Consider the following 25,756-nt stretch of genomic DNA (forward strand, 5'->3'; position numbering starts at 1 on the left):
GATCATGGAAAACGAAATCCACACCGGCACCAACCGCACCGGCATGAAGGCGTCACCGGTGGACGCGCGCAAGCTGCTGGAAGTGCGTGAGCTGCAGACCACCATGCCCGATCCCGAGGTCGATGCCGTCGCGCTGCGAGCTGCGTACCTGACCGAAGCCGGGCCGGTGGGCTCGATGCCGCCGCCGCCGACCCTGCGCGGCATGGCCGGCACGGCGATGAAGGCGCTGACCGGCAAGAAGATGCACGTGCTGCTGGACAAGATCGCCGAGCGCGCCGCGTTCGAACGCACCGGCACCCGGCTGTACGACATGATGCTGCAGAAGGTCGCCGTGGCCCCCGCATTGCCGGCGGGCATGACCATCGACGGCGTGCGCGAGATCCGCGACGAGGAGCATTCGCACTACCTGCTGCTGGCCGCCGCGATCGAGACGCTGGGCGCCGACCCGACCGCGATGACCCCATGCGCCGACGTCACCGGCGTGCAGGGCATGGGCCTGGTGCAGGCGATGGGCGAGCCGCGCCTGACCATCGCGCAGGCACTGTCGACGCTGCTGGCCGCCGAGGTCATCGACAACGCCTCGTGGGAACTGCTGATCGATCTTGCGCAGCAGTTCGGCCAGGACGAGCTTGTCGCACAGTTCACCGAAGCGCTGGCCGCGGAGCAGCGCCACGAGGCAACGGTGCGCCAGTGGATGGCGACGGCACTGACCGAGGAAGCAGGCCTCTGACGCTGGCTGCATGCATCGTGGAGGCGTGCTGACGGTGTAGCCTGCGGGCATGCAAGCCTCCACGATCGCCGCGACGACGCAGGACATTCCGGACGACGACCCGCTGCGCGAACCGATCGAGTTCGCCCACACCGACGTGCTGCTGCGCGACGACGTGCGGCGGCTGGGTGCGCTGGTCGGCGACATGCTCGCCGAGCAGGGCTCGCCGGGCCTGCTCGCGCAGGTGGAAGCGGTGCGCCGCGCCGCGATCGCCCGGCGCGAGTCGTCGCTGCCGGTCGACGACCTTGCCGAGCGCCTGTCGCGGATCGAGCTGCACGATGCCGAGGCCCTGGTGCGCGCGTTCGCCGCCTACTTCGGCGCCACCAACATCGCCGAACGCGTGCACCGCATCCGTCGTCGTCGTGACTACCAGCGCGAAGCCGCGGTGCCGCAACCCGGTGGTCTGCAAGCCGTGCTGGAAGCGCTGCGCGACGAGGGCGTCGACAGCGACGAAGTGCTGGCGCTGCTGCCACGCCTGCGCATCGAGCCGGTGTTCACCGCGCACCCGACCGAAGCCATGCGCCGCGCACTGCTGGAGAAGGAGCGCGAGATCGTCGCCCGGCTGGTGGCGGACATCGATCGCGGGCGCACGCCCGGCGAGCGTGCGGTGGACGTCGAGCGCATCCGCCAGGCATTGACCGCGGCCTGGCAGACCTCGGAAGCGCCACCGACGCGACCCACGGTGCTCGACGAGATGGAGCATGTCGGCTTCTATCTCGGCGACGTGCTGTACCGGGTGCTGCCGACCTTCTACCGCGAATTCGGCGATGCGCTGGAAGCGGTGTTCGGCGCGCGGCCGGAGTTGCCAGTGATGCTGCGGTTCGGCACCTGGGTCGGCGGCGACATGGATGGCAACCCCAATGTCGGCGCCGACACCATCCTCGCCACGCTCGCGGCGCAACGCGCGCAGGTGGTGGGCAACTACCAGGCCGACCTCGCCAAGCTGATGCGCGTGCTCACGCAGACCGGGGAGCGTGCCGGGATCGACCCGGCCGTGGCTGCACGCCTGCAGGCCTACCGGCAACTGCTGCCGGATGCGGCGAAGCGCCTCAAGCCGCGCCAGGTGGACATGGTCTACCGGCAGCTGCTGGACATGATGCGGGCGCGCCTCGAAGCCACCGCGCAGGGCGACGCCGCCGGCTACCCCGATGCCGCCGCGCTGCTCGCCGACCTCGACCTCGTGGCCGACAGCCTGGGCGCGCATCGCGGCCAGCACGCCGGCCTGCATGCACTCGAGCGCGTCCGCCTGCGCGTGCGCAGCTTCGGTTTCCACCTTGCCCGGCTCGACCTGCGCCAGGATTCGGCGGTGCACGATGCCGCGATCGCGCAGTTGCTGGGCGATGCCGACTGGCCGGCGGGTGCACTCGACGCGCGCCTGGCCGACCTGCATCGCTGGCTCGACGGCGGGGTGCCGACCACGACGCCGGACGAAGCCACCGTCCGCACCCTCGCGGTGTTCGCCGCCGTGCGCGAGGCACGTGCGCGCTATGGCGAACATGCGTTCGGTCCGTACATCGTCAGCATGAGCCGCAGTGCCGTCGATGCGCTGGCGGTGCTGGCGCTGGCGCGGCAGGGCGGGTGCGTGGAGGACGACGCGGTACCGCTGGACGTCGCCCCGCTGTTCGAAACCGTCGACGACCTGCAGGCCGCACCGGGCGTGATGCGCTCGCTGTTCGACGATCCGCTGTACCGCGCGCACCTGGCCAGCCGCGGCAACCGGCAGACGGTGATGCTCGGGTATTCCGACAGCACCAAGGATGGCGGCGTGCTGGCGTCGCGCTGGGCGCTGCAGAGCACCCAGGCGGAGCTGGTCGCGCTGGCCCGCGAGGCCGGCGTGCGCATCGTGTTCTTCCATGGCCGCGGTGGCTCGGTGAGCCGCGGCGGCGGCAAGACCGAGCGCGCGATCATCGCCGCGCCGCGCGGCTCCATCGACGGCACCCTGCGGGTGACCGAGCAGGGCGAGGTCATCCACCGCAAGTACGGCATCCGCGCCCTGGCGTTGCGCAACCTCGAGCAGACCACCGCCGCGGTGCTGCGTGCGACGCTGCGCCCGCGTGCAGCCGAGCCGCGACAGGATGCCTGGCGCATGCAGATGACCGGGCTCGCGCAATGGTCACGCACGCACTACCGCGCGCTGGTCCACGAGCATCCCGACTTCATCGCCTATTTCCGTGCGGCCACGCCGATCGACGTGATCGAGCGGCTGCAGATCGGCTCGCGTCCATCTCGACGTCGCGATGGGGGCGTCGGCAACCTGCGCGCGATTCCGTGGGTGTTCGCCTGGTCGCAGAACCGCTCCGGGCTTACCGGCTGGTACGGCGTCGGCACCGCGCTCGCACGCGGCATCGAGGCCTGGGGCCTGGGCCCGTTGCAGGAAATGGCGCGCGACTGGCCGTTCTTCGCCGCCACCCTCGACGACATCGAGATGCTGCTGGCGAAGTCCGACCTCGACATCTTCGAGCGCTACTCGCGCCTGGCAGGCGAGCTGCACGGCCCGATGTTCGACGACATCGCCGGCGAGTTCACGCGCACCCGCGACGCGATCCTGGCGATCAAGGGTCGCGACGAGCTGCTGGCCGACGACTACCGGCTGGGCCTGTCGATCCGCCTGCGCAACCCCTACGTGGACCCGATCAGCCTGCTGCAGGTCGAGCTGCTGCGCCGCTGGCGTGCCGACGGCAGCACCGACGACGCGACGCTGCGTGCACTCATCGCCACCGTCAACGGCATCGCCGCGGGGATCCAGAACACCGGTTGATGGAGGATGTAGGGGTGTTGAGGGGGTGGCGGTCAACAGCGCGCCGCATTGCGTCCTCCGACCCCGCGGGAGACACATCGGCAGGAATACCGATCTGGACGGCGAAGCCGCCTGCAGGGTGAGCGACATGGATGTCGCGCGTCCAGGTGGCGCGAAGCGCCGGACGAGGGCAACGGACGTCGCGTCAGGCATCGCGCCACGCCGGGCCCGGGAGTAAGGTGCAGGCGATTCCCCGACTGGACCGCTGCCATGGCCGAACACGAACTGGTCTTCCATACCAACCCGATGTCGCGCGGCCGGATCGTGCGCTGGATGCTCGAGGAGCTCGGCGTCGAATACCGCACGGTGGTGCAGGAGTACGGCGGCAGCATGAAGTCCGCCGAGTACCTCGCCATCAACCCGATGGGCAAGGTGCCGGCGATCGAGCATCGCGGCGTGGTGGTCACCGAGGCCGCGGCAATCTGCGCCTACCTGGCCGATGCCTTCCCGCAGGCGGGGCTTGCCCCCGCCACCGATGACCCGCGGCGCGGTCCGTACCTGCGCTGGCTGTTCTTCGCCGCCGGACCGGTGGAAGCGGCGGTGACGGCCAGGGCAATGGGCCTGCTGGCACCGCCGGAGAAGGCCGGCATGGTCGGTTACGGCAGCTACGACCAGACCATCGACGCGCTGGAAGGCGCGGCCGCATCGGCCTCGCCGTGGCTGCTGGGCGAACGCTTCAGCGCAGCCGACGTGTACGTGGGCGGCCAGGTCGATTTCGGTCTGGGGTTCCAGTCGATCCCGGCCCGTGATGCCTTCACCGCCTGGGCCGAGCGCCTGCGCGCGCGGGAGGCCTACCAGCGGGCGAAAGCGCTCGACGATGCGCTGATGCCGGCGCGCGGCTGATCTTCATCCGTCCGGGCGCGTCGCCATGCCCGGGCTGAATGGCTGTGGGGCACCCGAACCGGCCGCGTAGTGGCGAACCTGCCGCTGCGCGTGGCCTGACGACATCGCGTCGGAACAGCCACAGCATGGCGGTAGGCCTCGCCGATGCTCGCGGCATGGGTGCCTTCGGGGTAGCACGATCAGTTCGACCTCCCACGGTACGTCCGTCCGCTGCTTCCAGTTCGCCGCCCACTCGGCCGCGCCGCGGACCCGCGCTTCGGTATCGCGCGCGCCGCTGGCGACGACCACCGCAAGATCGTCGCGCCGATGCGCCGCCGGCGCCGCGAACAGCTGTTCGCGCGCCGGTTCTAGCGCGGCTGCATGGGCGTCGCCCGGCGTGTGCGCAGCGACTGGGCGTGGTTCCTGGGCGCCGTGGGCCCCTGCGGCGAGGTCACCGCACAGGTCGTCGGGCCACCAGATGCTATACTCCCCCCCACTATCAAATGCTGCCGCGCTATGCCGCACTCGCCCGAAGAAAAGAAGAAGGTCCGCGCCCGCGTGCGCCGTATCCGCGGCCAGTGCGATGCGCTCGATCGCGCACTGGAAGCCGGTGCCGACTGCGCGCCGGTGCTGCAGCAGATCGCGGCGATCCGCGGCGCGGTCAACGGGCTGATGAGCGAGGTGCTGGAGTCGCACCTGCGCGAGCAGTTCGGCCACGCCGCGCACGACGACGGCGAGCGTGCCGCGCGCGTCGCCGAGATGACGGGCCTGATCCGCTCGTATCTGAAGTGACCCGACCCCGCTTGGCCGCGGCCGCGCCGCGACCGTTCCACATCACATCGCATTGCAGGAGAAAACCATGAAATCCCGCGCCGCCGTCGCCTTTGCCGCAGGCCAGCCGCTGCAGATCGTCGAGCTCGACGTCGCCCCGCCGCAGAAGGGCGAGGTGCTGGTGAAGATCACCCATACCGCGCTCTGCCACACCGATGCGTTCACCCTGTCGGGCGAGGATCCGGAGGGCGTGTTCCCGGCGGTGCTCGGCCATGAGGGCGCCGGCATCGTGGTGGAAGTGGGCGAGGGCGTCACCAGCGTCAGGCCCGGCGACCACGTGATCCCGCTGTACACCGCCGAGTGCGGCGAGTGCCTGTTCTGCAAGAGCGGCAAGACCAACCTCTGCGTCGCCGTGCGCGCCACCCAGGGCAAGGGCGTGATGCCCGATGGCACCACCCGTTTCAGCTACAACGGCGAGCCGGTCTACCACTACATGGGCTGCTCGACCTTCAGCGAGTACACCGTGGTCGCCGAGGTCTCGCTGGCGAAGGTGAACCCCGAAGCCAACCCGGAGCACACCTGCCTGCTGGGCTGCGGCGTGACCACCGGCATCGGCGCGGTGCACAACACCGCGAAGGTGCAGGAAGGCGACACCGTGGCGGTGTTCGGCCTCGGCGCCATTGGTCTGGCGGTGATCCAGGGCGCGGTGCAGGCGAAGGCCGGGCGCATCATCGCCATCGACACCAATCCGTCCAAGTTCGAGCTGGCGACGCGGATGGGCGCCACCGACTGCGTCAATCCGAAGGACCATGACCGGCCGGTGCAGCAGGTGATCGTCGAGATGACCACCTGGGGTGTCGACCATTCGTTCGAATGCATCGGCAATGTCGAGGTGATGCGCGCGGCGCTCGAGTGCGCGCACCGCGGTTGGGGCCAGAGCGTGATCATTGGCGTGGCCGGCGCGGGCAAGGAGATCAGCACCCGTCCGTTCCAGCTGGTCACCGGCCGCAAGTGGCTGGGCACCGCGTTCGGCGGGGTCAAGGGGCGCAGCGAGCTGCCCGGCATGGTCGAGGACGCGATGAAGGGCGACATCCAGCTTGCGCCGTTCGTGACCCACACGCTGCCGCTGGAACGCATCAACGAGGCCTTCGACCTGATGCACGAAGGCAGGTCGATCCGCACCGTCATCCACTACTGACCCCGCACTGCCCTTCTCCCGCGTGCGGGAGAAGGTGCGGTCCGAAGAGGAGTCCCATCCATGCAACGTATCGAACATCGCGCCAGCTTCGGCGGCTGGCAGGACGTGTACCGCCACCGCTCCGAAGTGCTCGGCTGCGACATGACCGTCGGCGTGTACTTCCCGCCGCAGGCGGCCGACGGCCCCTGCCCGGTGCTGTACTGGCTCAGTGGTCTCACCTGCAACGAGCAGAACTTCATCACCAAGGCCGGGGCGCAACGCTATGCGGCCGAGCACGGGATCATCCTGGTCGCACCCGACACCAGCCCGCGTGGTGACGACGTCGCCGACGCCGACGCCTATGACCTCGGCAAGGGCGCCGGCTTCTACGTCAACGCGACGCAGGATCCGTGGTCGAAGCACTACCGGATGTACGACTACATCGTCGACGAGCTGCCGGCATGGGTCGAAGCGGATCCGTCCGCCAGCGACCGCCGTGCGATCAGCGGGCATTCGATGGGTGGCCACGGTGCGCTCACCATCGCGTTGAAGAACCCGGGTCGCTATCGCAGCGTGTCGGCGTTCTCGCCGATCGTCGCGCCGTCGCAGGTGCCGTGGGGCGAGAAGGCCTTTGGCGCCTACCTTGGCGATTACCGCGAGGCGTGGAAGCAGTACGACGCGGTCGAGCTGGTGGAGTCGGCGCAGGAGAGGCTGCCGCTGCTGGTCGACCAGGGCGATGCCGACGAGTTCCTCGACGGCCAGCTGAAGCCGCAGCTGCTGCAGGCCGCATGCGACGCGGCAGGGCATCCGCTGACGCTGCGCATGCAGCCCGGCTACGACCACAGCTACTACTTCATTGCCAGTTTCATTGGCGACCATATCGCGCACCACGCAAAGGCATTGCGCGACTGACCGACCCGCTGCACGCGGCACCGCGCCGGGCGTAAGCTCGGCGGGTCCGTGCCCGGGAGAGTGTCATGGCGACAACCGCAATGAAGACGCCGGCGAGCGTGTGGATCGTCGGCACGCTGGCGCTGCTGTGGAATCTGGTCGGCGTCGCCGCCTTCGTCATGCAGCTGGCGATGCCCGCCGAGGCGCTGCAGGCGATGCCGCCGGAGCAGCGTTCGGTCTACGAGGCCACGCCAGGCTGGATCTACCTGTTCTACGGCGTGGCGACCATCGGCGGCGTGCTCGGTGCGATCGGGTTGCTGCTGCGCCGTCGCTGGGCCGCACCGGTCTGGCTCGTCGCACTAGTGGCCCTGCTGCTGCAGGTGGTGGCCAGTTACGCGGTGACCCCGGCATGGACGGTGAGTGGTGCGTCCGGCCTGGCCTTCCCTGTCGTCCTGCTGGTCATCGCATGCGCACTGTGGCTGTTCGCGCGCCACCTGGCCGAACGTGGCGTGCTGCGTTGAGGCCTACCCGGCCACGGTGAAGCCGGTACGCTGGAAGCGGTTCTGATCGAGGGTGCTGGCGCCCCGTCGCAGGTGCAGCGGGGTCGCGAACATCGGCCCGGCGTGCACGACGGTGTGGAACTCGCCGTTCTCGCCGCAGGGGTCCACGCCGGCAGGCAATGCATCCAGCAGCGACGCGTCGTAGGCGCGACCCGCAAAGCCCGCGGCCAGTTGCACGGTGTCCACGCAGCACAGCGTGGCCCGCAGCCCGCCGGCCAGCATGGTGCGCGCCAGCGTGTTGGTGTCGGCACCGAACAACGGAAACAGCGCCTGCCAGCCGAGCCGCGCGCACAGCGCCGTGCGCCACGCGCGGATGTCCTCCAGGGCAAGGTCGCCGAACGCGAGATGGCCGATGCCGGGCCAGCGCAGGCGCGCCGCCGCCAGCGCTGTCGCAAGGGCGGCTTCGTACCTGCTGTTGTCGGCGCCGGGCGCGACCGGCACCTCGATCAGCGGCAACCGTGCCGCCGTTGCCTGTGCATGCAGCACCTCGCCGGTCACGCCCTGCATCGACGCTGGCCCGCCCTCCGCGACCACGGTCGTCAGCAGGCCCACCACGTCGAAGTCGCCTGCCGCGCGCAGCGTGTGCAGCGCCCAGGCGGCGTCCTTGCCGCCGCTCCACGACAGCAGCGCCGGCGTGCCCACCTCAGGAGCGGACGTCGCGCAGTTCCCAGGCCTGGCCGGCCAGCAGGCGCAGGCGGTGGCGCACGACGTCCCCCGGCAGGCTGGTCCTTGCCACCAGGTCGAACGCAAGGTCGCCGTCGCCGGTGACCTGCGCCGCGGGGTCGGCCGGACCGAGGTCGGGATCGACGAGATCCGGATCGTCCTGGCTGTCGCGCCAGCGGTCGAACAGGTCGGTCCCGGTCAGTGCGGCCTGCAGTTCCTCGGCCATGCCGGGTGCGCTCTGCGAGTGGAACGCGAAGGTGCCGCTGGCGCGGGCGCGGTCGGGATCGGGAATCCGGATGTAGTAGGTCGACATCGATGCGCACGGTTGTGGAGTTGCCACGAGCCTAGCAGCGGGCCGCGTGAGGGTGCCGTCCGCGCCTCAGACGAACGCATGTGGTGGCGCGGCAAAGCCGATGGTGAGCGCACCGGGGCCGACGTTGACCATGCCGCTCAGGCTCATCACGGTTTCGAAGACCTCGATCCCGTGCTCGCGGCAGGTGCGGATGAGGCGGTCGTAATGCGGCAACGCGCGCATCACGTCGAGCTCGCCGCCGTAGCTCAGGCACAGCGTTGGCGTCAGCAACCCTTCGCGCACGCGTTCGATCGCGCAATCGAACAGTTTCTGTGCCGCCGGTTCGAACCCGCGCACCTTGCCGACCGGGCCGGTCTCGCCCTGGTGGCAGTGCAGGATCGGCTTGATGTCGAGCGCGCCACCGAGGGTGGCGGCGAGCAGGCTGACGCTGCGATCGCCACGATGGCGCGTGCGCGCGCGCAGGTAGCCGAGGTCGCGCGGCACCATGTAGGTGTAGCTGCGGCCAGCCAGGAACTCCAGCCGCGAACGGATTTCCGGGGCGCTGGCCTCGGCCTCGCGCAGGCGCACCGCCTCCACCGGCAGGATGCCCTGGCCGGCGAACACCTGCTGCGAATCGATCACCCGCAGCGAGAACGGCGTGGCATGGCCGGCGGCGCTGCGCGGTTGCCGGTACTCGTTGAGGATCGCGTAGCTGGCGTGCGCGGCGTTGTCGTGGATCTGGCTGCGGCTGCGCGCGACCGTCAGGCAGAACACGTAGTCGTAATCGATCACCAGCTGGTCGAGGAACAGCGACTTGATGCGATCGGCCGGGAACGCGGCGGTCTCCGCGCTGTGGCCCCGTTCGCCGTGGGCCTGGATGAACCCGAGCGTGGCCTGCGGGTCGCGCACGTCCACGAGTTCCGCATCGCCGATGCGCACCGTCACCGGCAGCAGCACGATGCCGGCGGCCTCGAGCCATTCGGGTGGCAGGTCGCAGGCCGAGTCGACGACGATTCCAATGCGCATGGGACCTCCTCGGGAAGCGCAGCGCGCTCGGGCATCGCCATGTCGCGATGCCGGTATGGAGCTGGGACTTTACGTGATCATCGACACGGACTGCACTTCGGCAACCGGTACCGGCGTTGTCCGACCTGCTGTAAGCACACAGCCGACGATGCCGGGACGGACGTCCGCGACGGCCGCAGGTGCGGGTCGACGTAGACTGCGGCAAACCCCCGCCGGAGCACCCCGATGGCCGACGCCGAACTGCGGCTGGCATTGCTGATCGACGCCGACAACGCGCCGGCCTCGAAGATCGAGCCAATCCTGACCGAACTCGCGCGCCACGGCGTGGCCAACGTGCGTCGTGCCTACGGCAACTGGAAGAGCCCGCACCTGAAGGGCTGGGAAGCCGCGCTGCACGCGCATGCGATCCGCCCGATCCAGCAGTTCGCCTACACCAGCGGCAAGAACGCCTCCGACATGGCGATGGTGATCGACGCGATGGACCTGCTGTACGGGCGCACGCTCGACGGTGTCGCGATCGTGTCCAGCGATGCCGATTTCACCCCGCTGGTGATGCGCCTGCGCCACGAGAACCTGCGCGTGTTCGGCTTCGGCGAGGAGAAGACGCCGGAGCCTTTCGTCAAGGCATGTTCGACCTTCCTGTACCTGGAGAAGCTCGGCGTGCTCGACAACGGCGACACCGGCGCCGCACGGCCGAAGACCGCGGCACAGCTGCGCGGCGATGCGACGCTGGTGCAGCTGCTGCGCAGCGCGGTCCAGGCCAGTGCCGATGAGTCCGGCTGGACCCATCTCGGCGCGGTCGGCAGCCATGTCGGTAACCAGGGCTCGTTCGATTCGCGCAACTACGGCTACCGCAAGCTCAGCGACCTGATCGAGGCGACCGGGCTGTTCGAGGTGCGCCGCACCGGCCAGGCAGTGGAACTGCGCGAGCTGGCGACCACGCCGGCGCGGCGTTCGCGCAGGGGCGGCGGCGGTGGTGGCGCAACGTAGGGCGCCGTCGCCTCAGTAGAGATCCACCGGGTCGACGTCGAGCGACCAGCGCACCCGGCGTGCCGCGGGCAGCGCGTGCAGCTCCGGCATCGCGCGGTCGAGCAGCGCATGCAGCGGTCGACGGCTGGCGCACGACAGCACCAGCTGCGCGCGATGGAAGCCCGCGCGGCGCGGCATCGGCGCCGGCAGCGGGCCCTGCAGTTCCACTGCGCCCTGTGCGTCCAGGCGCGCCATCACCGCGACGGCTTCGCGCAGGAATTCACGCGGCAGCTCCACATGCGCGGCCTCGGCGCGCAGCAGTGCCAGGTGCGCGAACGGCGGGAAGCCGGCGACCTCGCGCTGCAGCAATTCGGCCTCGGCAAACGCCGCATAGCCGCCCTGCAGCAGGGTGCCCAGCAGCGGGTGGCCCGGATGGTGGGTCTGCAGCAGGACCTCGCCGCTGCGTGCGCCGCGGCCGGCGCGTCCCGCGACCTGGATCAGCAGCTGGGCGAGTTTCTCCGGCGCGCGGAAGTCGGCGGAGAACAGCCCTTCGTCGATGCCGACCACCGCCACCAGCGCCAGTCCGGCGAGGTCGTGGCCCTTGGCCAGCATCTGCGTGCCGATGAGGATGCCGGCGCGATCGCCGAGGCCTGCCAGTGCGCGTTCGATGCCGTCGCGCCGCTGCGTGCTGCCGCGGTCGATGCGCACCACCGGCACGTCGGGAAAAGCCTGCAAGAGGTGTTCCTCGAGCCGCTCGGTGCCCACGCCCTGTGGCTGCAGGGCAAGGCTGGCGCAGGCGGGGCAGGCCATCGGCGCCGGCTGGCGGTGGCCGCAATGGTGGCACTGCAGGCGACGGCCGCCGGCGTGCACGGTCATCGGCCGGCCCTGTTCGGTGATGCTGCAGCGCGTGCACTGCGCGCTCCAGCCGCAGTCGTGGCACAGCAGCACCGGCGCATAGCCGCGGCGGTTGCGGAACACCAGCACCTGGCCGCCGGTCGCCACCGTGTTGGCGATCGCGTCCAGCACCTCGCCCGACAGGCCCGCCTGCAGGCCGCGCTTGCGCACGTCGAGCACGCGCACCACCGGCGGGCGGGCGGCGCCGGCACGCTGCGGCAGGCGCAGGGCGGTGTAGCGGCCGCTGCGGGCGTTGTGCAGGGTTTCCAGTGACGGCGTCGCGCTGCCCAGCACCACCGGCACGCCCAACGCCTGCGCGCGCACCAGGGCGAGGTCGCGGGCGTGGTAGCGGATGCCGTCCTGCTGCTTGTAGCTGCCGTCGTGCTCCTCGTCGACCACGATCAATCCGGCGTCGGGCAGCGGCACGAACACCGCCGACCGCGTGCCGACGATCACCCGTGCCTCGCCACGCAGCGCTGCCGCCCACACCTGCGCGCGTTCGCTGTCGTTGAGGCCCGAGTGCAATGCATGCACCGGCACCCCCAGGCGCTCGCGGAAGCGCGCCAGCGTCTGCGGCGTCAGGCCGATCTCCGGCACCAGCGCGAGCGCCTGCCGGCCCCGTGCCAGCGCCTGCGCGATCGCCTGCAGGTAGACCTCGGTCTTGCCGCTGCCGGTCACGCCGTCGAGCAGGAAGGCGTGGAAGCCGCGGGCATCGGCGATCGCGTCGATGGCGGCCTGCTGCGCCGTGTTGGGCGGTGGGCCGGCCACCGGCGCCGGTCCGGGCCGGCCGGCGGTGGCGACACGCTCGGCCTGGCCGCGGGCTGCCAGGGTGCGGGCGGCGGCCCGCCAACCGGGCATGCGGTCGTCGAGGGCGGCCTCGTCGGGCACCGCACCGTCCAGCAGCGCCGCGAGCGCGCGCGGTTTGCCGTCGCGCATGCCGGCCAGCGCGGCCGTGCCGGCCGCGGTCAGCGTCCAGCCCCAGGTCCGGGTGTCGGGCAGGGCTTCGCCGCGTCGTAGTGACGCCGGCAGGGCCGTGGCCAGCACCTCGCCCAGCGGTGCGTGCAGGTAGCGGGTCAGCCAGCGCAGCGAGTCCAGCAGCTCCCCGGCCAGCAGCGGCTGGTCGTCGAGCCAGGCCACGGCATCGCGCAGGCCGTCGCTGCCGTGTGCCGGCGTCCCGACCGCGGCCACCACGCCCACCAGTTCGCGCGGACCGAAGGGCACCCGCACCCGGCAGCCCACCGCGCGCGCGGGGATGGCCACCCCCGGCGGCGGGCGGTAGTCGAACAGCCGCGGCAGCGGCACCGGGAGCGCCACGCTCAGGCAGGGGGCATCGTTGCTGCCATCGGCTGAAGTCATCGGCCCGGCAGTGTACGCGCCAGGCCGCTGGCGCTGGATCGGACTTGCGGGCCAAAGCTGCGCGCTCCGGCACGAGGTGAAGGTAAACCGGCGTCACACAACGGGTTTCGCCCTTATCCACACGGCCTGTGGATAAACCTGTGCATCAGCTGTCCGCGAGGGGTCGGAAGGGGCACTGCCATCGGCCCGGGGCGGGGTTGGTGAAAATTTCGCCAAAAGCGACTTTTCGATATAAAACAGCGACTTACCCGTGAAACATGGCTGAACGGCGCCACTTCAGCCTTGTGGAGCCGGCGTGTATGACGGTTTGGTGCGCCTGTGGGCAACATCTGCTGCGGATATCCCGGGCGTCGCCGGCCCCGGCGTAATTGTCAAGTCGCGATGCAACGCGCCCGCTGGCTATCATGTGGCGATGGATCCGCGCCCAACAGAGCACCGCCGACCGTGAGCGAAGGACCGAGCGCATCACCGGCGCTGAGTGCATTCCTGCGGGGCGTCGAGCGACGCGCGGCGCTGTTCGCGCAGCTGCAGGTCGGCAGCGCGGAGGCCGGCGACGCCGCCCTGACCACCGCGATGGTGGGCTTCCGCGATACTGCCGCGCGCACCCCGTTCGGCGACTGGCCGCGCCGCTTCTGGTCGCTGCTGCTGGCCGCGCCGCAGTTGCGCGAACCGCCGCGCAGCGAACACTGGGACGGCGACTTCGGCGTGCTGGGCGAGATCGGCACCGGCCCGCGCGCGGCGCTGCTGCTGCGGCTGGTCGCCAATGTGTCCGAGGGCGATGCCGCCGCGGTGCTCGGGGTGTCGCGCGAGACCTACCGGCTGGCCCTGCGCCGCGCGCTGCCACGGCTGCCGGACGGCCGGCCCGACGAGACCCGCTTCCGCGTGCTGGCCGACACCGTGCAGCTGGCCCTGCGCGATACCCCGCCCGAACGCCTGGCCGAACTCGCCCGGTTGCGCGACGCCGCCCTGCGCGGCCGCATCTACACCCCGCGCCGCGAAGCCGCGGCGCGCGAGCCCGCGCGCCCGGCCGGTCCGCGACCGCGCTGGCTGTGGCCGCTGATGATCGCCGTGGTGGTGGCCACGCTGGCGGCGCTGGCGGCGACCTTCACCGGTGTCATGGGGAGCGTGGACCTCGACGCCGAACCGCACGGCATCCGCATCGACGAACTGCCCGAACAGGGCGGCGCCGGCCCGCGCCTGGAAGGCGACGCCGCGCTGCTGATCCATCCGGATTTCGACCTCCTCGCCAGCGACGAGGGCGAGGGCGCCGCGCGCGACCCGGCCTTCCTGGCGTGGCTCACGGTGGAACTCGAGCACGGCGACGTGGAACCGGATATCGCCCGCCCGCAACGCGACGAGGATGCCGGCGACACCGACGAACGCGCACTGGACGCACACGCACAGGAAGCCGCCGATGCGCCCTAGCGCCGCGCTGCTGCTGGCCATGGCGCTGCTGGCGCTGCCGGCCCAGGCACTGCCGCCGCAGCTGTTGCGGCAGCTGGAGGCGCTGCCCCCGGCCGAGCGCGCCCGCGTGCAGCAGCAGGCCCGGCAGTGGCAGCAGATGCCCGCCGACCGCCAGCAGGCCCTGCGCCAGCGTGCGGTGGAGTGGGATGCGCTGGCGCCCGCCGTCAAGCAGGCACGGCGTGCCGCGTGGGAAACCTGGCAGGCGTTGCCCGACGCCGACAAGGCGCGCCTGCGCGCCACCGCCGCGGTCTACGCGCGCATGTCGGAAACCCAGCGCCACGCGCTCACCGAACGCTACGCGGAGCTGGATGCGTTCGAACGCGACGGTTGGCGGCTGGGCCCGGTGCTCGGCGCCGACTGGCCGCAACTGCATGGGCTGTTCGCGCTGGTGCCGGACGACCAGCGGCTGGCGTTGCTGGCGATGCTGCGCACGCTCGACGAATCCGCGCGCGCCGACCTCGCGATGATCGCGCAGCGCACCCCGCCGGAGGAGCGTGACGCCCTGCGCCGCCGGCTGCTGTCGATGCCGGCGCCGGCGCGGGCGGACTGGTTGCGGCTGCAGGCCTCGCCCAACTAGGCAGGCGGGGCTACATCGTGAACAGCGAGAAGCCGATCACGCCCACCGCCACGGTGCCGAACAGCATCGTGTAGACGTAGCCGATCACGGCGTACTTGAGCAGGGTCAGCCACCAGGCCTGGCGGTACACCCGGCGCTGCATCCACAGCAGGTACAGCGGCATCGCGCACACCAGCGCGACCACCAGCCATGACAGCACGCTGGCGATGGCCGGCACCCGCGTGCCGGCCCAGTCGCCCAGCGCACTGGCGCAGAACACCAGCAGCAGCGCCAGCATCAGCCAGGCGTGGCTGTACAGCGCGATCACCACATGCTCGAGATAGGGCCGCCGGGTGAAGAAGTAGGCGACCCGCAGCAGCACCGCGAACAGCGGCACCAGCACGAACAGGGTGGCCGGCGCGGCACCGAACAGGAACTGCGCGATCGCGCGCGGGTCCTGGGTCAGCCGTTGCCAGTTGCCCATCGTGCGGTCGACGAAGGCGTTGCCGGTGGACACCTCGCCAGGGCCGGTCTCGCCGGGCGTGGACGTAGCGGCATCGGCACTGGCGTCGGTATCGGTATCGACACTGGCTCCGGCATCGGCACCCGCGTCGGCCGCAGGCGGTTGCGCAGGCAGGGTCGCGGGCTCGTCGCGGGATCCGGGTTCGCCGCCCAGTGCGCGGATGCGCGCGTCGGCGGTGGCGTCGATCCTGCGCCGCGCCGCGTCGAACACGAAGCCGAGCGCACGCGGCGCATCGTCGCGCGCCAGGTCACGCAGCAGGTGCTCGCGTTCGCGCTCGACCGCCCTGACGGTGTCGAGCGCGGCGAAGGATTCCTCGAGCCCCTCGGGCAACCGGCGTGGCGGTGCGGATGCTGCCGGTGCCGCCGCGCCTGCGGTCTCGGCGAGGGTGGCCGCGTCCTGCGGCAGCGGGTCGCTGTCGTCGCTGATGACCGGGGTCATCACCATCTTGGCGGTGAAGAAGGTGAGCGCAGTCAGCACCACGAACAGCCGCAGCGGGGCGATGTAGCGCACCCGGTGCCCGGCGAGGTAGGCATTGGCGACGCGACCGGGCACGAACAGGTCGCGCAGGGTGCGGAACACCCGGCCATCCAGATGCCAGAACGATTCGAAGATCTCCTCCACGGCATGGCCGAAATGGCGGGTGGGGTTGTGCGCCGACTGCCCGCACAGGTGGCAGTAGCCGCCCTGCAGCCAGGTGCCGCAGTTCTCGCAGGCGGGCGCATGGCGCTCGGTGGCCGCGTTGCTCATCGTGGAGGTCCCCAGGGCGCCGCGGCGCGATGTCGCGGTCGGCGGTTAAGATACCGGCCCGCCGCGACCCGGTGCCAGCGCCCTTCGGCGCGGCCGCAGCCGTGGTCCGAGCCGCCCATGTCCTCCCCTCCCTCGCGGGCGCCCTTCCGCAGCGAAGTGCGTACCACCGCCGTGCTGGCCGCGCCACTGGTTGCCGGCCACGTCTCCACCGGCCTGATCGGCCTCGTCGACAGCGTGATCGCCGGTCGCCACGGCACCGCCACGCTGGCCGCGGTGTCGGTGGGCACGGCGATGTTCTGGCTGCCGATCATGATCCCGATGGGCACGCTGATGGCGCTGCCGCCCTCGGTTTCGCAGCTCCAGGGTGCCGGCCGCCGTGCCGAGATCGGCCCGCTGTTCCGGCAGTCGCTGTGGCTGGCGGCGGCGCTGGGGTTGCTGCTGTTCGCCTTCCTCAGCCTGTCCGTGCACGCGCTGGCGCCGATGGGCATCGATGCCGGCCTGGTACCGGGCGCGAGTGCGTTCCTGCGCGGTATCCGCTGGGGCGTGCCGGCGCTGACCGCCTACTACTGCATGCGCTATCTCAGCGACGGCCTGCACTGGACGCTGCCGACGATGCTGTTCGGCTTCGGCGGCCTGCTGCTGCTGTTGCCACTCGGCACGGTGATGACGTTCGGCCTGTTCGGGGTGCCGGAGATGGGCGCGGCCGGGCTGGGTTACGCCTCGGCGGCGATGCTGTGGGCGCAGGCGCTGGGCTTCGCGTTCTACCTGGCGCGCGCACGCCGCTTCGCCGACCTCGGCCTGTTCGCGCGCTTCGATCCGCCGCGCTGGGCGGAGATCCGCGCGCTGCTGAAGGTGGGCCTGCCGATCGGCGTGACCGTGGCGATGGAGGGCGGGCTGTTCGTGGTCACCGCGCTGCTGATCGGCCGCCTCGGCGAACTGCCGGCAGCCGCGCACCAGATCGCGATCAACGTCTCCGCGCTGTGCTTCATGATCCCGTTCGGCCTGGCCGAGGCGACCACCGTGCGCGTGGGCCATGCGCTGGGCCGCGGTGGCGCGCGCGAGGGCGTGCGGCGTGCGGCGCTGGCCGGGCTGGTGCTGGTGCTGGCGACGCAGACGATGACCGCGCTGCTGTTGTTGACCGGCAACACGCTGGTGGTCGGCCTCTACACCACCGACGCCGCGGTCGCGTCGCTGGCGGCCTCGCTGCTGCTGTACGCGGCGCTGTTCCAGTTCCCGGATGGCCTGCAGGTGCTCGCCGCCGGCGCACTGCGCGGGCTCAAGGACACCCGGGTGCCGATGTTCCTGGCCGCGTTCGCCTACTGGGGCGTGGGCATGAGCCTGGGCGCCGGGCTGGGGCTCGGCCTGGGCTGGGGCCCGCGCGGGATGTGGACCGGGCTGATCGCCGGCCTGGTGGTGGCCTCGATCCTGATGGCATCGCGCTTCGCCTGGTCGCTGTCGCGGCTGCCGTCGGCCGACGCCATGCCCGCCAGCACGGCAGCCACCCCGACTTCCGGCGCATGAAACCGTTCACCGCGTCCCGCTAAGCTGTCGCCAGCATTCGATGCACATTTTTCTCCGGAGTCGAAATCGATGAACGAAGCGCGCCGCCGCGGCCCGATCGCCCGCGTCCTGGTCGGGATCTGGGATGCCGTGAATTTCAGCCGACGGCTGGTGTTCAACCTGCTGTTCCTGCTGCTGGTGGTGCTGTTCGTGGCCATCCTCGCCAGCCGCGAAGGCGCCACGCCGCTGCTGGAGCGCACCACGCTGGTGATCGCGCCGGAGGGTCGCATCGTCGAGCAGTACTCGGTCGACCCGACCTCGCGGATGCTGTCGCGTGCAATGGGCCAGACCGGCCCGGGCGAGGTGCAGCTGCGCGACCTGCTGCGCGCGATGGACGCCGCCGCCAAGGACGACCGCATCGAGCGCGTGTACCTGCGCGTCGACGGCCTGCTGCCGTCGGGCATGGCGACGATGCGCGAGGTCGCGGCCGGCCTGCGCGCGCTGCGCGAATCCGGCAAGCAGGTCATCGCCTACGGGCAGGGCATGCCGCAGGGCAGCTACCTGCTCGCCGCCCAGGCCGACGAGGTCTATGTCGACCCGATGGGCTCGGGCGTGGTGCTGGAAGGCCTGGCCAGCTACGGCCTGTACTTCGGCGAGGCGCTGCGCGAGAAGCTCGACGTCGACGTGCACGTGTTCAAGGTCGGCGAGTTCAAGTCGGCGGTCGAGCCCTACATCCTCGACGCCGCCTCGACCGAAGCCAAGGAAGCCGATTTCTACTGGCTCAACGACATCTGGCAGCGCTACCTCGCCGATATCGCGCACGCGCGCGGGCTCGACGTGGCGCGCATCCAGGTCGACATCGACGGCATGGCCGACGGCATCGCCGCGGTCGGTGGCGACATGGCGCAGTACGCGCTGCAGGGCGGCCTGGTCGACGGGCTGATGACCGAACAGCAGGTCGAGGCGCTGCTGGCCGAGCGCGGCGTGGCCGATGCCGATGCCGACTCCGGCTTCCGCAGCATCGACCTCGACGGTTACCTCGCCCATGTCGACAGCAGCGTCGGCAGTGCGCTGTCGCGCCGCCCGCAGGTGGCGGTGGTGGTGGCCGAAGGCATGATCGTCGACGGCGAGCGTGGGCCGGGTGGCGTCGGCGGCGTCTCCACCGCGGCCCTGCTGCGCGAGGCGCGCGAGGACGACGACGTGCGCGCCGTGGTGCTGCGGGTCAACTCGCCCGGCGGCTCCGCGTATGCCTCGGAACAGATCAACCGCGAAGTCGAACTGCTCAAGGAAGCCGGCAAGCCGGTGGTGGTGTCGATGGGCTACGTGGCCGCCTCGGGCGGTTACTGGATCAGCATGAACTCCGACCGCATCTATGCCGATCCGTCGACGATCACCGGTTCGATCGGCGTGTTCGGCATGGTGCCCAACTTCACCCGCACCCTCGACCGCCTTGGCGTGCATTCCGACGGCGTCGGCACCACCCGCTATGCCGGTGCGTTCGACCTCACCCGGCCGCTGGAGCCGGACGTGGGCCGGGTGATCCAGGCCAGCGTCGAACACATCTACCGCAACTTCGTCGGCAAGGTCGCGCAGGGCCGCAGCCGCACGCCGGAAGAGATCGACGCGGTTGCCCGCGGCCGCGTGTGGAGCGGTGCGCAGGCACGCGACCGAGGCCTGGTCGACGAGCTGGGCGGCCTGCGCGAGGCCATCGCCGATGCCGCGGGCCGTGCCGAGCTCGCGGAGGACGGCTTCCGCGTGCGCTACATCGAGCAGCCGCTGAGCCCGTTCGCGCAGTTCCTGGCCGGCATGGGCCGCTCCGGCGCGATGGCGGCGCTGTTCGGCGACAGCGCGCTGGCGCAGCGGCTGGCGGTGCGCGCGCTGCCGGAGATGGAGCGTCACCTGGCCGCATTCGAAGTGGCGATGGACCGTCCGGTGGCCGGCCCGGTGCGGGCGATGACCTACTGCTTCTGCCCGACGTTCTGAGCGACGCAGGAGCGCCTTCGCCCGTCGATGGGCGAGGGCGGGTGACGCCGGCAGGGCACGCCCGGCCGCCCGGGTGCAAGCGCCCGTGGCGGCACCGACGGGTCGAAGTCGCCGGGCTCCGCTACGGCGTGTCGTCCGCCTGTTCGCGCCTGCGGTGGTCGGCCTCGCGTATCGCACCTTCGACGGCCTGCGCCTTGTCGAGCGGATCCTGGATCGCGTCGCGCAGCCCGGTGGCCTGTGGCTCCGGTGGCGTGCCGGGCGGTTCGTGTTCGGGTGCGCGGCATCCGGCCAGTGCAAGCAGGACGACGCAGGCAACCGCGGCGTGACGGGCTTGGGATGCAGCGGAACGCGGTGTCGCCATGGCAGGACCTCGGTCGGGCAACTGGGGTTGGCTTATCCTACGTGCGGTCATTCGCGGGAGCATCCATGGACCCCCATCGCTGGCGGCTCGACGGTCAACGCGCGCTGGTGACCGGCGGCAGCGCCGGCATCGGCCGTGCGATCGCGCGCGAACTGCTGGGCTTCGGTGCCGAGGTGATGATCGTGGCCCGCGACGGCGACGCGCTGGATGCCGCGCGCGATGAGCTGCTGGAGGAATTCCCCGCCGCGAACCTGCGCGCGATGATCGGCGACGTCGCCGACGAGGAGCAGCGTCGCGAGATCCTCGACTGGGTCGAGGACCAGGGCGAAGGCCTCGAGATCCTGGTCAACAACGCCGGCGGCAACCTCGTGCGGGCGACCACCGAGTACGCCGAGGAGGAGTGGCGGGAGATCTTCGAGATCAACCTGTTCAGTGCCTTCGAGCTGTCGCGCTATGCGCACCCGCTGCTGGCCCAGCATCCGGGCGCGCGCATCGTCAATGTCGGCAGCGTGGCGGGGCTGACCCACCTGCGTACCGGCGCGCCATACGGCATGAGCAAGGCGGCGCTGCACCAGATGACGCGCAACCTGGCGGTGGAATGGGCCGAGGACGGCATCCGCGTCAACGCGGTCGCGCCCTGGTACATCCGCACGCGGCGCACCTCGACGGCGCTGGCCGATCCCGACTATCTCGACGAGGTGCTCGCGCGCACGCCGCTCGGGCGCATCGGCGAGCCGGAGGAAGTGGCCGCGGCGGTGGCGTTCCTGTGCCTGCCGGCCTCGGCCTATATCACCGGCGAGTGCATCGCCATCGACGGCGGCTTCCTGCAGTACGGGTTCTGAGCGCGTGCGCCGGTCGCGTCCGCGTCACCCGCGCACGCAGGTGGACGCCGCGTAGGTCGCTGCCAGCGCGGCGTATTCCTCCTGGCGCGCACGTGCGGCGGGCGACTGCGCCGGGGTCACCTTGAAGCGGAATTCGGCCTCGTCGACGCGGCTCTTCCAGGCGCGGCAGAGGTTGTCCTCCGGCACCACGGCACAGCGGTCCTCGACCTGTTCGCAGGCCTGGCCCGCGCCCATCGTCGACAGCCCGCCGATGCCGGTGGTGTTCAACGGCCGGCAGCGCGTGGCTGGCACCGCATCCTCGGTGAGGTAGCGCTCGTTGTCCCAGCGCGTGCACTGGTACAGCGGCGGTGGCGGTTCCGGTTCCGCGGTGGCGATGGGGTCCGGCGGCGTGGTGGTATCGGCCGGCGGCACCACCGCGGTCACCGGCAGCACGCGCAGGCCCGGCGGTGGCTGCGCCGGCACGAACGCCGGCAGCGGCGGTGCCACGTCGACCTCGATGACCTGCTGCCGCTGGCCGGCGGGGCAGGCCTCGGCGTTCTGCAGGGTTACCGTGCCGTCGGCGGCGGTGCAACGGTAGATCACGTTGCCGGCGTCCACCGGTGCCAGGGCAAGGATCGCCAGCAGGCCGGCCAGGCCCGCGACGCGCTGTCGGCTGCTCATCGGATTCCGCCTGTCAAAGCCCGCAATCCTCGGCGAGGCGTGCGTTGAGCGTGCGCTCCTCGGTGCGCAGCGTGCGGCGTTCGCTTTCCTGTGCGTTGAACGCCTGGCGGCGGATGGTCTCGCGGCGCTCGCGCAGTCGGGCGCAGACCTCGGCGGCCGGCAACGCGGTGCAGCTGTCGCGGATCCAGGTGCCACCGCCGCCATAGCCGTAGCCATGGCCACGCTCATGGCCATGGCCGGGGGGCGGGCGTCGTGGTGGCGGTGGCGGCGGCTGCGGGACATTGCGCGCCGACGGAATGCTGATGTTGTTGACCGGCGCCGTGCTGAGCCCGCCGCGCGGCGGGCTGGCCACCGGGCGATCGCGGATCGTCGGCGGTGTGATCGGGCCATGGCCCGCGCCGTGATACGGCACCCCGAGCGTCCACAGCGGCACGAAGCGCGGATTGCCGTCGCCGGTATCGCTGGTGTAGCGATCGCCATCGGGGGTCATGCATTCGTACATCGGCTGCGGCGTGCGCATCACGATGGTCTGCACGCTCCGTGCGGGTGGTGTGGCGGGCGGTGCCTGCGCGGGCGGCGGCGTGCGACTGCCCGGCGGCGGATCCTGCGGCCGCTGCATCGTGCGCACCTCCTGGCGCGTACCTGCAACGCAGGGTGTGTCCTGCACGGTGACGGTCCCGCTGGCGTCGGTGCAGCGGTACAGCGTCACCTCGCCTCGCGCCGGGGCCACCGGGCCGGCAGCAAGGGCGAACGCGAGCAGTGCGGCGGCGAAGGCTCGGGGCGGGTCGCGGTCCATGTCCGCATCATGCGTGAGGCCGGCGACGGGTGAAAGCCGCCGGCGCCGCCGCAGGCATGGCGGGGCGGGCGGCATTCAGCAGGCAGCGCTCAGTCGCGCACGACCTGGCCGCTGCGCGCGTCGCGGATCGGCGTCGGACGCTCGAGCCCGCCGGTGGCGCCGTCGACGATGGCGTCCACCGCGGCACCCAGCACCGGGTCGAACGCCTCGAGGGTGCGCGGTGGCGGGGCACCGGCGGGATTGGCGCTGGTGGACACCAGCGGCCCACCGAACGCGCGGCACAGCGCCGCCACCACCGGGTGCGCGCTGCAGCGCACCGCGACATCGCGGTGGTCGCCACGCACCCATGCGGGCACCCGCGCGGCGGCGGGCACGATCCAGGTGTGCGGCCCGGGCCAGCTGGCGAGGACCGCGGCGCGTGCCGTCGGGTCGAGCGCATCCCAGTCGACCAGGCCGTCGAACTGGCCGGCATCGGCGGCCACCAGGATCACGCCCTTGTCGACCGGCCGTGCCTTCAGGGCGAGCAGGCGCAGCAGCGCCGCCTCGTTGAAGGGATCGCAGCCCAGCCCCCACACCGCTTCGGTGGGATAGGCGATGACCGCGCCCGCGCGCAGCCGCGCGGCGGCGGCGTCGATCGACAGCGCGGCGGGCTGCGCGGTCATGGCGTCGCTCAGAACGGTGCGTCGTCGACGTTCGACGGCGTGGCGGTCGCGCTCGCCGTGCGTGCCGCGGCCTTCTTCGCCACCGCCTTCTTCGCCACCTTGCCGGCGGCCTTTTTCGCGGTCTTGCCGGCCGCCTTCCTGGCCACCTTCTTCGTGGCTTTCTTTGCGGCCTTCTTCGTCGCCGTTGCCGGTGCCTTGGCTGCGGCCTTCTTCGCCACCTTCTTCGCCGCGACCTTCTTGCCGAAGCGCCCGCGTGCCGGCTTGCCGGTTTCCTCGAGCAGCTTCGTCACTTCCTCCAGCGTCAGCGAGGCCGGCTCGCGATCCTTGGGGATCTTGCCGTTGAGCTTGCCGTCGCTGATGTACGGCCCGAAGCGGCCGTTGAGCACCTGGATGTCGCTGCCGTCGAACGCCTTGATGATGCGGTTGCGGGCGATCTCTTCCTTCTCGTCGATCAGGAACACCGCGCGGGCGAGGTCGATGGTGTAGGGATCGTCCTCCTTCTTCAGCGAGGCATACACGCTGCCGCGCTTGGCGAACGGACCGAACCGGCCGATGCCGACGCTGACCTCCTCGCCGTTGTTCTCGCCGAGCACGCGCGGCATCAGGTACAGCTCGAGCGCGTCCTCGAGCGAGATGGTGTGCATGCTCTGGCCGGGCTTGAGCGATGCGAACTTAGGCTTGTCCTCGGCATCCTCGGCGGTGCTGCCGATCGCAACGTACGGCCCGTAGCGCCCCAGGCGCACGCTGACCGGCTTGCCGGTCTTGGGATCGGTGCCGAGCTCGCGGGCGCCGGTGGCCTCGTTGCGGTCGACCGATTCGGTCTTCTCCGTTACCAGTTCCTTGAACGGGCCCCAGAACTTCTCCATCAGCGGCACCCAGTCCTCCTCGCCACGGCTCACCGCGTCGAGATCGTCCTCGAGCTTGGCGGTGAAGTCGTAATCGACGTAGCGGGTGAAGTGGCTGGACAGGAACTTCGACACCGCGCGGCCGACGTCGCTCGGGCGGAACGCGCGGCCTTCCATCTCCACGTACTTGCGGAACTGCAGGGTCTGGATGATCGACGCGTACGTGGACGGACGGCCGATGCCGTATTCCTCGAGCGTCTTCACCAGCGAGGCTTCGGTGAAGCGCGGCGGGGGCTGGGTGAAGTGCTGGTCGGCGTGGATGCGGTCGAGCGGGATGCGCTCACCGGGCTTCATCACCGGCAGCTTGCGACCTTCGTCCTCGTCGTCCTTGCCCTTGCTGTCCTTGCCCTCCTCGTACACGGCGAGGAAGCCGGGATCGATCACCGTGGTCCCGCTGGCGCGGAAGCTGTGCTCGCTGCCGGCGGCGAGGTCCACCGACACGGTGTTGAGCGTGGCCGGAACCATCTGCGAGGCGACGGCGCGCTTCCAGATCAGCTCGTACAGGCGGCGCTCGTCGTCGGAGAGGTGGCGGCCCACCTGGGCGGGCGTGCGCAGTGCCGAGCTCGGGCGCACGGCCTCGTGGGCCTCCTGCGCGTTCTTGGATTTGGTCTGGTAGAAATTCGGCTTGTCGGGCAATGCGCCGGTGCCGAAGTCGCGCGCGATCACGTCGCGGATCTCGCCCAGTGCGTCCTGCGACAGGCTCACCGAGTCGGTACGCATATAGGTGATGAGGCCGACGGTGCCTTCCTCGCCGATGGCCACGCCCTCGTACAGCTTCTGCGCCACCTGCATGGTGCGGCGGGTGGTGAAGCCGAGCTTGCGCGAGGCTTCCTGTTGCAGGGTGGAGGTCGTGAACGGCGGCGCCGGGCGGCGCTTGCGCTCCTTGCTGGTGACGTCGGTGACGTGCAGGACGCCCTGTGCGGCCGCCACGATGCGGCTGCGGGCGTCCTCGGCGGTGTCGCCGTCGGTGACGGTGAACTGTTCGAACTTCCTGCCGTCGAGCTTCGTCAGCTTGGCCGAGAACGGCTGCGAGGCATGCGCGCACGCCGCTTCGATGGTCCAGTACTCGCGGGCGATGAAGGCTTCGATCTCCTCCTCGCGCTCGACGATCATCCGCAACGCCGGCGACTGCACGCGGCCGGCCGAGAGACCGCGCTGCACCTTGCGCCACAGCACCGGCGACAGGTTGAAGCCGACCAGGTAGTCCAGTGCGCGGCGCGCCTGCTGGGCGTCGACCAGGTCGCCGGCGATCGCGCGGGGCTTGAGCATCGCTTCCTTGATCGCGCGCGGCGTGATCTCGGTGAACACCACCCGGTGCAGTTCCTTGTCCTTGAGCAGGCCGCGCTCGCGCAGGATCTCCACGATGTGCCAGCTGATCGCTTCGCCCTCGCGGTCCGGGTCGGTCGCGAGGTAGATGCCCTGGGCGGACTTCGCGGCCTTGGCGATGGCGTCGACGTGCTTCTCGTTCTTCTCGATCAGGTCGTAGCGCATGCGGAAGCCGTCTTCCGGATCCACCGCGCCCTCCTTCGGCACCAGGTCGCGCACATGGCCGTAGGAGGCCAGGACCTGGAAGTCATTGCCGAGGTATTTGTTGATCGTCTTGGCCTTGGCGGGCGACTCGACGATGAGGAGGTTCTTGGCCATGTGGCTTGGGGGTTCCGGGAGCGCGGGCAACGGCGGGTCGGCCGGCAGGATCTTGCAGAAAGGGACGCCCGGGGCGAGGAACCCCGGGCGTGCGTCTTTTCTAGTGGAATCATGTCGGGGTGGCCG

Annotated in this window: 23 protein-coding genes; 13 read left to right on the forward strand and 10 right to left on the reverse strand. The window is 71.0% G+C overall.

Features of this window, described 5'->3' with window-relative positions; genetic code table 11:
* Nucleotides 1–4: 4 nt before the first annotated feature.
* The 7 genes from E5843_RS01235 to E5843_RS01265 all read left to right on the forward strand — a co-directional run bounded on the left by E5843_RS01235 (nucleotide 5) and on the right by E5843_RS01265 (nucleotide 7,748).
* A complete protein-coding gene (locus E5843_RS01235) occupies nucleotides 5–730 on the forward strand; it encodes a ferritin-like domain-containing protein (protein ID WP_141065571.1) in 726 nt (241 codons plus the stop codon).
* A 49-nt stretch (nucleotides 731–779) separates the two neighbouring features.
* On the forward strand, nucleotides 780–3,527 hold the full coding sequence (gene ppc, locus E5843_RS01240) for a phosphoenolpyruvate carboxylase (RefSeq protein WP_141065572.1): 2,748 nt from the start codon (nucleotides 780–782) through the stop codon (nucleotides 3,525–3,527).
* Nucleotides 3,528–3,776: 249 nt separating this feature from the next.
* Nucleotides 3,777–4,409, forward strand: a complete 633-nt coding sequence (locus tag E5843_RS01245) for a glutathione S-transferase family protein (RefSeq protein WP_136411585.1) — start codon at nucleotides 3,777–3,779, stop codon at nucleotides 4,407–4,409.
* 495 nt (nucleotides 4,410–4,904) lie between these two features.
* Nucleotides 4,905–5,180 carry a metal/formaldehyde-sensitive transcriptional repressor gene (locus tag E5843_RS01250; RefSeq protein WP_134675402.1) on the forward strand — a complete coding sequence of 92 codons (276 nt, stop codon included), beginning with the start codon at nucleotides 4,905–4,907 and terminating at the stop codon, nucleotides 5,178–5,180.
* Between the two features lie 67 nt (nucleotides 5,181–5,247).
* On the forward strand, nucleotides 5,248–6,357 hold the full coding sequence (locus E5843_RS01255; RefSeq protein WP_141065573.1) for an S-(hydroxymethyl)glutathione dehydrogenase/class III alcohol dehydrogenase: 1,110 nt from the start codon (nucleotides 5,248–5,250) through the stop codon (nucleotides 6,355–6,357).
* A 60-nt stretch (nucleotides 6,358–6,417) separates the two neighbouring features.
* Complete coding sequence (gene fghA, locus E5843_RS01260; RefSeq protein ID WP_136411587.1) at nucleotides 6,418–7,248, forward strand: S-formylglutathione hydrolase; 831 nt, start codon at nucleotides 6,418–6,420, stop codon at nucleotides 7,246–7,248.
* 65 nt (nucleotides 7,249–7,313) lie between these two features.
* A complete protein-coding gene (locus E5843_RS01265; protein WP_134675191.1) occupies nucleotides 7,314–7,748 on the forward strand; it encodes a sugar transporter in 435 nt (144 codons plus the stop codon).
* A 3-nt stretch (nucleotides 7,749–7,751) separates the two neighbouring features.
* Here E5843_RS01265 and E5843_RS01270 read toward each other — a convergent pair whose 3' ends face one another.
* The 3 genes from E5843_RS01270 to E5843_RS01280 form a co-directional block, all read right to left on the reverse strand.
* Nucleotides 7,752–8,429 carry a Dph6-related ATP pyrophosphatase gene (locus E5843_RS01270; protein ID WP_136411588.1) on the reverse strand — a complete coding sequence of 226 codons (678 nt, stop codon included), beginning with the start codon at nucleotides 8,427–8,429 and terminating at the stop codon, nucleotides 7,752–7,754.
* 1 nt (nucleotide 8,430) lies between these two features.
* Complete coding sequence (locus E5843_RS01275) at nucleotides 8,431–8,763, reverse strand: hypothetical protein (protein WP_134675189.1); 333 nt, start codon at nucleotides 8,761–8,763, stop codon at nucleotides 8,431–8,433.
* A 66-nt stretch (nucleotides 8,764–8,829) separates the two neighbouring features.
* The gene (locus tag E5843_RS01280; protein ID WP_136411589.1) at nucleotides 8,830–9,768 is read right to left on the reverse strand and encodes a DegV family protein; all 939 of its coding nucleotides are present in this window, start codon (nucleotides 9,766–9,768) and stop codon (nucleotides 8,830–8,832) included.
* Between the two features lie 225 nt (nucleotides 9,769–9,993).
* Here E5843_RS01280 and E5843_RS01285 point away from each other — a divergent pair, with 225 nt between their 5' ends.
* Nucleotides 9,994–10,758 (forward strand): NYN domain-containing protein, encoded by a 765-nt coding sequence (locus E5843_RS01285; protein WP_134675187.1) that lies wholly within the window; start codon nucleotides 9,994–9,996, stop codon nucleotides 10,756–10,758.
* A 12-nt stretch (nucleotides 10,759–10,770) separates the two neighbouring features.
* Here E5843_RS01285 and E5843_RS01290 read toward each other — a convergent pair whose 3' ends face one another.
* Nucleotides 10,771–12,987, reverse strand: a complete 2,217-nt coding sequence (locus E5843_RS01290; protein ID WP_141065574.1) for a primosomal protein N' — start codon at nucleotides 12,985–12,987, stop codon at nucleotides 10,771–10,773.
* 444 nt (nucleotides 12,988–13,431) lie between these two features.
* Between E5843_RS01290 and E5843_RS01295 the strand changes: the two genes are divergently transcribed.
* Together E5843_RS01295 and E5843_RS01300 are read left to right on the forward strand one after the other, a co-directional pair.
* Entirely contained in the window at nucleotides 13,432–14,412 is a 981-nt protein-coding gene (locus E5843_RS01295) for a hypothetical protein (protein ID WP_134675185.1), read from the forward strand.
* Entirely contained in the window at nucleotides 14,402–15,028 is a 627-nt protein-coding gene (locus E5843_RS01300; protein ID WP_208002256.1) for a DUF3106 domain-containing protein, read from the forward strand. Before E5843_RS01295 ends, E5843_RS01300 begins: the two co-directional genes overlap by 11 nt.
* Before the next feature lie 10 nt (nucleotides 15,029–15,038).
* Here the strand turns inward: E5843_RS01300 and E5843_RS14200 are convergent, their stop codons facing one another.
* Nucleotides 15,039–16,277 carry a DUF3667 domain-containing protein gene (locus E5843_RS14200; RefSeq protein ID WP_208542762.1) on the reverse strand — a complete coding sequence of 413 codons (1,239 nt, stop codon included), beginning with the start codon at nucleotides 16,275–16,277 and terminating at the stop codon, nucleotides 15,039–15,041.
* A gap of 117 nt (nucleotides 16,278–16,394) precedes the next feature.
* Between E5843_RS14200 and E5843_RS01310 the strand changes: the two genes are divergently transcribed.
* Both E5843_RS01310 and sppA read left to right on the forward strand, forming a co-directional pair.
* Nucleotides 16,395–17,798 (forward strand): MATE family efflux transporter, encoded by a 1,404-nt coding sequence (locus E5843_RS01310; protein ID WP_136411593.1) that lies wholly within the window; start codon nucleotides 16,395–16,397, stop codon nucleotides 17,796–17,798.
* 69 nt (nucleotides 17,799–17,867) lie between these two features.
* The gene (sppA, locus tag E5843_RS01315) at nucleotides 17,868–19,760 is read left to right on the forward strand and encodes a signal peptide peptidase SppA (RefSeq protein WP_136411594.1); all 1,893 of its coding nucleotides are present in this window, start codon (nucleotides 17,868–17,870) and stop codon (nucleotides 19,758–19,760) included.
* A gap of 121 nt (nucleotides 19,761–19,881) precedes the next feature.
* Here the strand turns inward: sppA and E5843_RS01320 are convergent, their stop codons facing one another.
* Nucleotides 19,882–20,121: a hypothetical protein gene (locus E5843_RS01320; protein ID WP_243733159.1), complete on the reverse strand. Its 240-nt coding sequence runs from the start codon at nucleotides 20,119–20,121 to the stop codon at nucleotides 19,882–19,884.
* 65 nt (nucleotides 20,122–20,186) lie between these two features.
* Between E5843_RS01320 and E5843_RS01325 the strand changes: the two genes are divergently transcribed.
* The gene (locus E5843_RS01325) at nucleotides 20,187–20,963 is read left to right on the forward strand and encodes an SDR family oxidoreductase (protein ID WP_134675181.1); all 777 of its coding nucleotides are present in this window, start codon (nucleotides 20,187–20,189) and stop codon (nucleotides 20,961–20,963) included.
* 24 nt (nucleotides 20,964–20,987) lie between these two features.
* On the opposite strand, the gene E5843_RS01330 is transcribed toward E5843_RS01325, so the two are convergent.
* The 4 genes from E5843_RS01330 to E5843_RS01345 form a co-directional block, all read right to left on the reverse strand.
* The gene (locus tag E5843_RS01330) at nucleotides 20,988–21,623 is read right to left on the reverse strand and encodes a DUF4124 domain-containing protein (protein ID WP_134675180.1); all 636 of its coding nucleotides are present in this window, start codon (nucleotides 21,621–21,623) and stop codon (nucleotides 20,988–20,990) included.
* A 13-nt stretch (nucleotides 21,624–21,636) separates the two neighbouring features.
* On the reverse strand, nucleotides 21,637–22,419 hold the full coding sequence (locus E5843_RS01335) for a DUF4124 domain-containing protein (protein WP_134675179.1): 783 nt from the start codon (nucleotides 22,417–22,419) through the stop codon (nucleotides 21,637–21,639).
* A gap of 89 nt (nucleotides 22,420–22,508) precedes the next feature.
* Nucleotides 22,509–23,081 (reverse strand): L-threonylcarbamoyladenylate synthase type 1 TsaC, encoded by a 573-nt coding sequence (gene tsaC, locus E5843_RS01340; RefSeq protein WP_136411596.1) that lies wholly within the window; start codon nucleotides 23,079–23,081, stop codon nucleotides 22,509–22,511.
* 8 nt (nucleotides 23,082–23,089) lie between these two features.
* Nucleotides 23,090–25,630, reverse strand: coding sequence for a DNA topoisomerase I (locus tag E5843_RS01345; protein ID WP_134675177.1), 2,541 nt, complete (start codon nucleotides 25,628–25,630; stop codon nucleotides 23,090–23,092).
* Between the last annotated feature and the right edge of the window lie 126 nt (nucleotides 25,631–25,756).

The organism is Luteimonas yindakuii (assembly GCF_004803715.2).
Lineage (GTDB): Bacteria > Pseudomonadota > Gammaproteobacteria > Xanthomonadales > Xanthomonadaceae > Luteimonas > Luteimonas yindakuii.

Excerpts from the sequence above, each read along its gene's own strand:
- E5843_RS01235 (WP_141065571.1), top strand. The coding sequence starts at position 5 with ATGGAAAACGAAATCCACACCGGCACCAACCGCACCGGCATGAAGGCG.
- ppc (WP_141065572.1), top strand. The coding sequence starts at position 780 with ATGCAAGCCTCCACGATCGCCGCGACGACGCAGGACATTCCGGACGAC.
- E5843_RS01245 (WP_136411585.1), top strand. The coding sequence starts at position 3,777 with ATGGCCGAACACGAACTGGTCTTCCATACCAACCCGATGTCGCGCGGC.
- E5843_RS01250 (WP_134675402.1), top strand. The coding sequence starts at position 4,905 with ATGCCGCACTCGCCCGAAGAAAAGAAGAAGGTCCGCGCCCGCGTGCGC.
- E5843_RS01255 (WP_141065573.1), top strand. The coding sequence starts at position 5,248 with ATGAAATCCCGCGCCGCCGTCGCCTTTGCCGCAGGCCAGCCGCTGCAG.
- fghA (WP_136411587.1), top strand. The coding sequence starts at position 6,418 with ATGCAACGTATCGAACATCGCGCCAGCTTCGGCGGCTGGCAGGACGTG.
- E5843_RS01265 (WP_134675191.1), top strand. The coding sequence starts at position 7,314 with ATGGCGACAACCGCAATGAAGACGCCGGCGAGCGTGTGGATCGTCGGC.
- E5843_RS01275 (WP_134675189.1), bottom strand. The coding sequence starts at position 8,763 with ATGTCGACCTACTACATCCGGATTCCCGATCCCGACCGCGCCCGCGCC.
- E5843_RS01280 (WP_136411589.1), bottom strand. The coding sequence starts at position 9,768 with ATGCGCATTGGAATCGTCGTCGACTCGGCCTGCGACCTGCCACCCGAA.
- E5843_RS01285 (WP_134675187.1), top strand. The coding sequence starts at position 9,994 with ATGGCCGACGCCGAACTGCGGCTGGCATTGCTGATCGACGCCGACAAC.
- E5843_RS01290 (WP_141065574.1), bottom strand. The coding sequence starts at position 12,987 with ATGACTTCAGCCGATGGCAGCAACGATGCCCCCTGCCTGAGCGTGGCG.
- E5843_RS01300 (WP_208002256.1), top strand. The coding sequence starts at position 14,402 with ATGCGCCCTAGCGCCGCGCTGCTGCTGGCCATGGCGCTGCTGGCGCTG.
- E5843_RS14200 (WP_208542762.1), bottom strand. The coding sequence starts at position 16,277 with ATGAGCAACGCGGCCACCGAGCGCCATGCGCCCGCCTGCGAGAACTGC.
- E5843_RS01310 (WP_136411593.1), top strand. The coding sequence starts at position 16,395 with ATGTCCTCCCCTCCCTCGCGGGCGCCCTTCCGCAGCGAAGTGCGTACC.
- sppA (WP_136411594.1), top strand. The coding sequence starts at position 17,868 with ATGAACGAAGCGCGCCGCCGCGGCCCGATCGCCCGCGTCCTGGTCGGG.
- E5843_RS01320 (WP_243733159.1), bottom strand. The coding sequence starts at position 20,121 with ATGGCGACACCGCGTTCCGCTGCATCCCAAGCCCGTCACGCCGCGGTT.
- E5843_RS01325 (WP_134675181.1), top strand. The coding sequence starts at position 20,187 with ATGGACCCCCATCGCTGGCGGCTCGACGGTCAACGCGCGCTGGTGACC.
- E5843_RS01330 (WP_134675180.1), bottom strand. The coding sequence starts at position 21,623 with ATGAGCAGCCGACAGCGCGTCGCGGGCCTGGCCGGCCTGCTGGCGATC.
- E5843_RS01335 (WP_134675179.1), bottom strand. The coding sequence starts at position 22,419 with ATGGACCGCGACCCGCCCCGAGCCTTCGCCGCCGCACTGCTCGCGTTC.
- tsaC (WP_136411596.1), bottom strand. The coding sequence starts at position 23,081 with ATGACCGCGCAGCCCGCCGCGCTGTCGATCGACGCCGCCGCCGCGCGG.
- E5843_RS01345 (WP_134675177.1), bottom strand. The coding sequence starts at position 25,630 with ATGGCCAAGAACCTCCTCATCGTCGAGTCGCCCGCCAAGGCCAAGACG.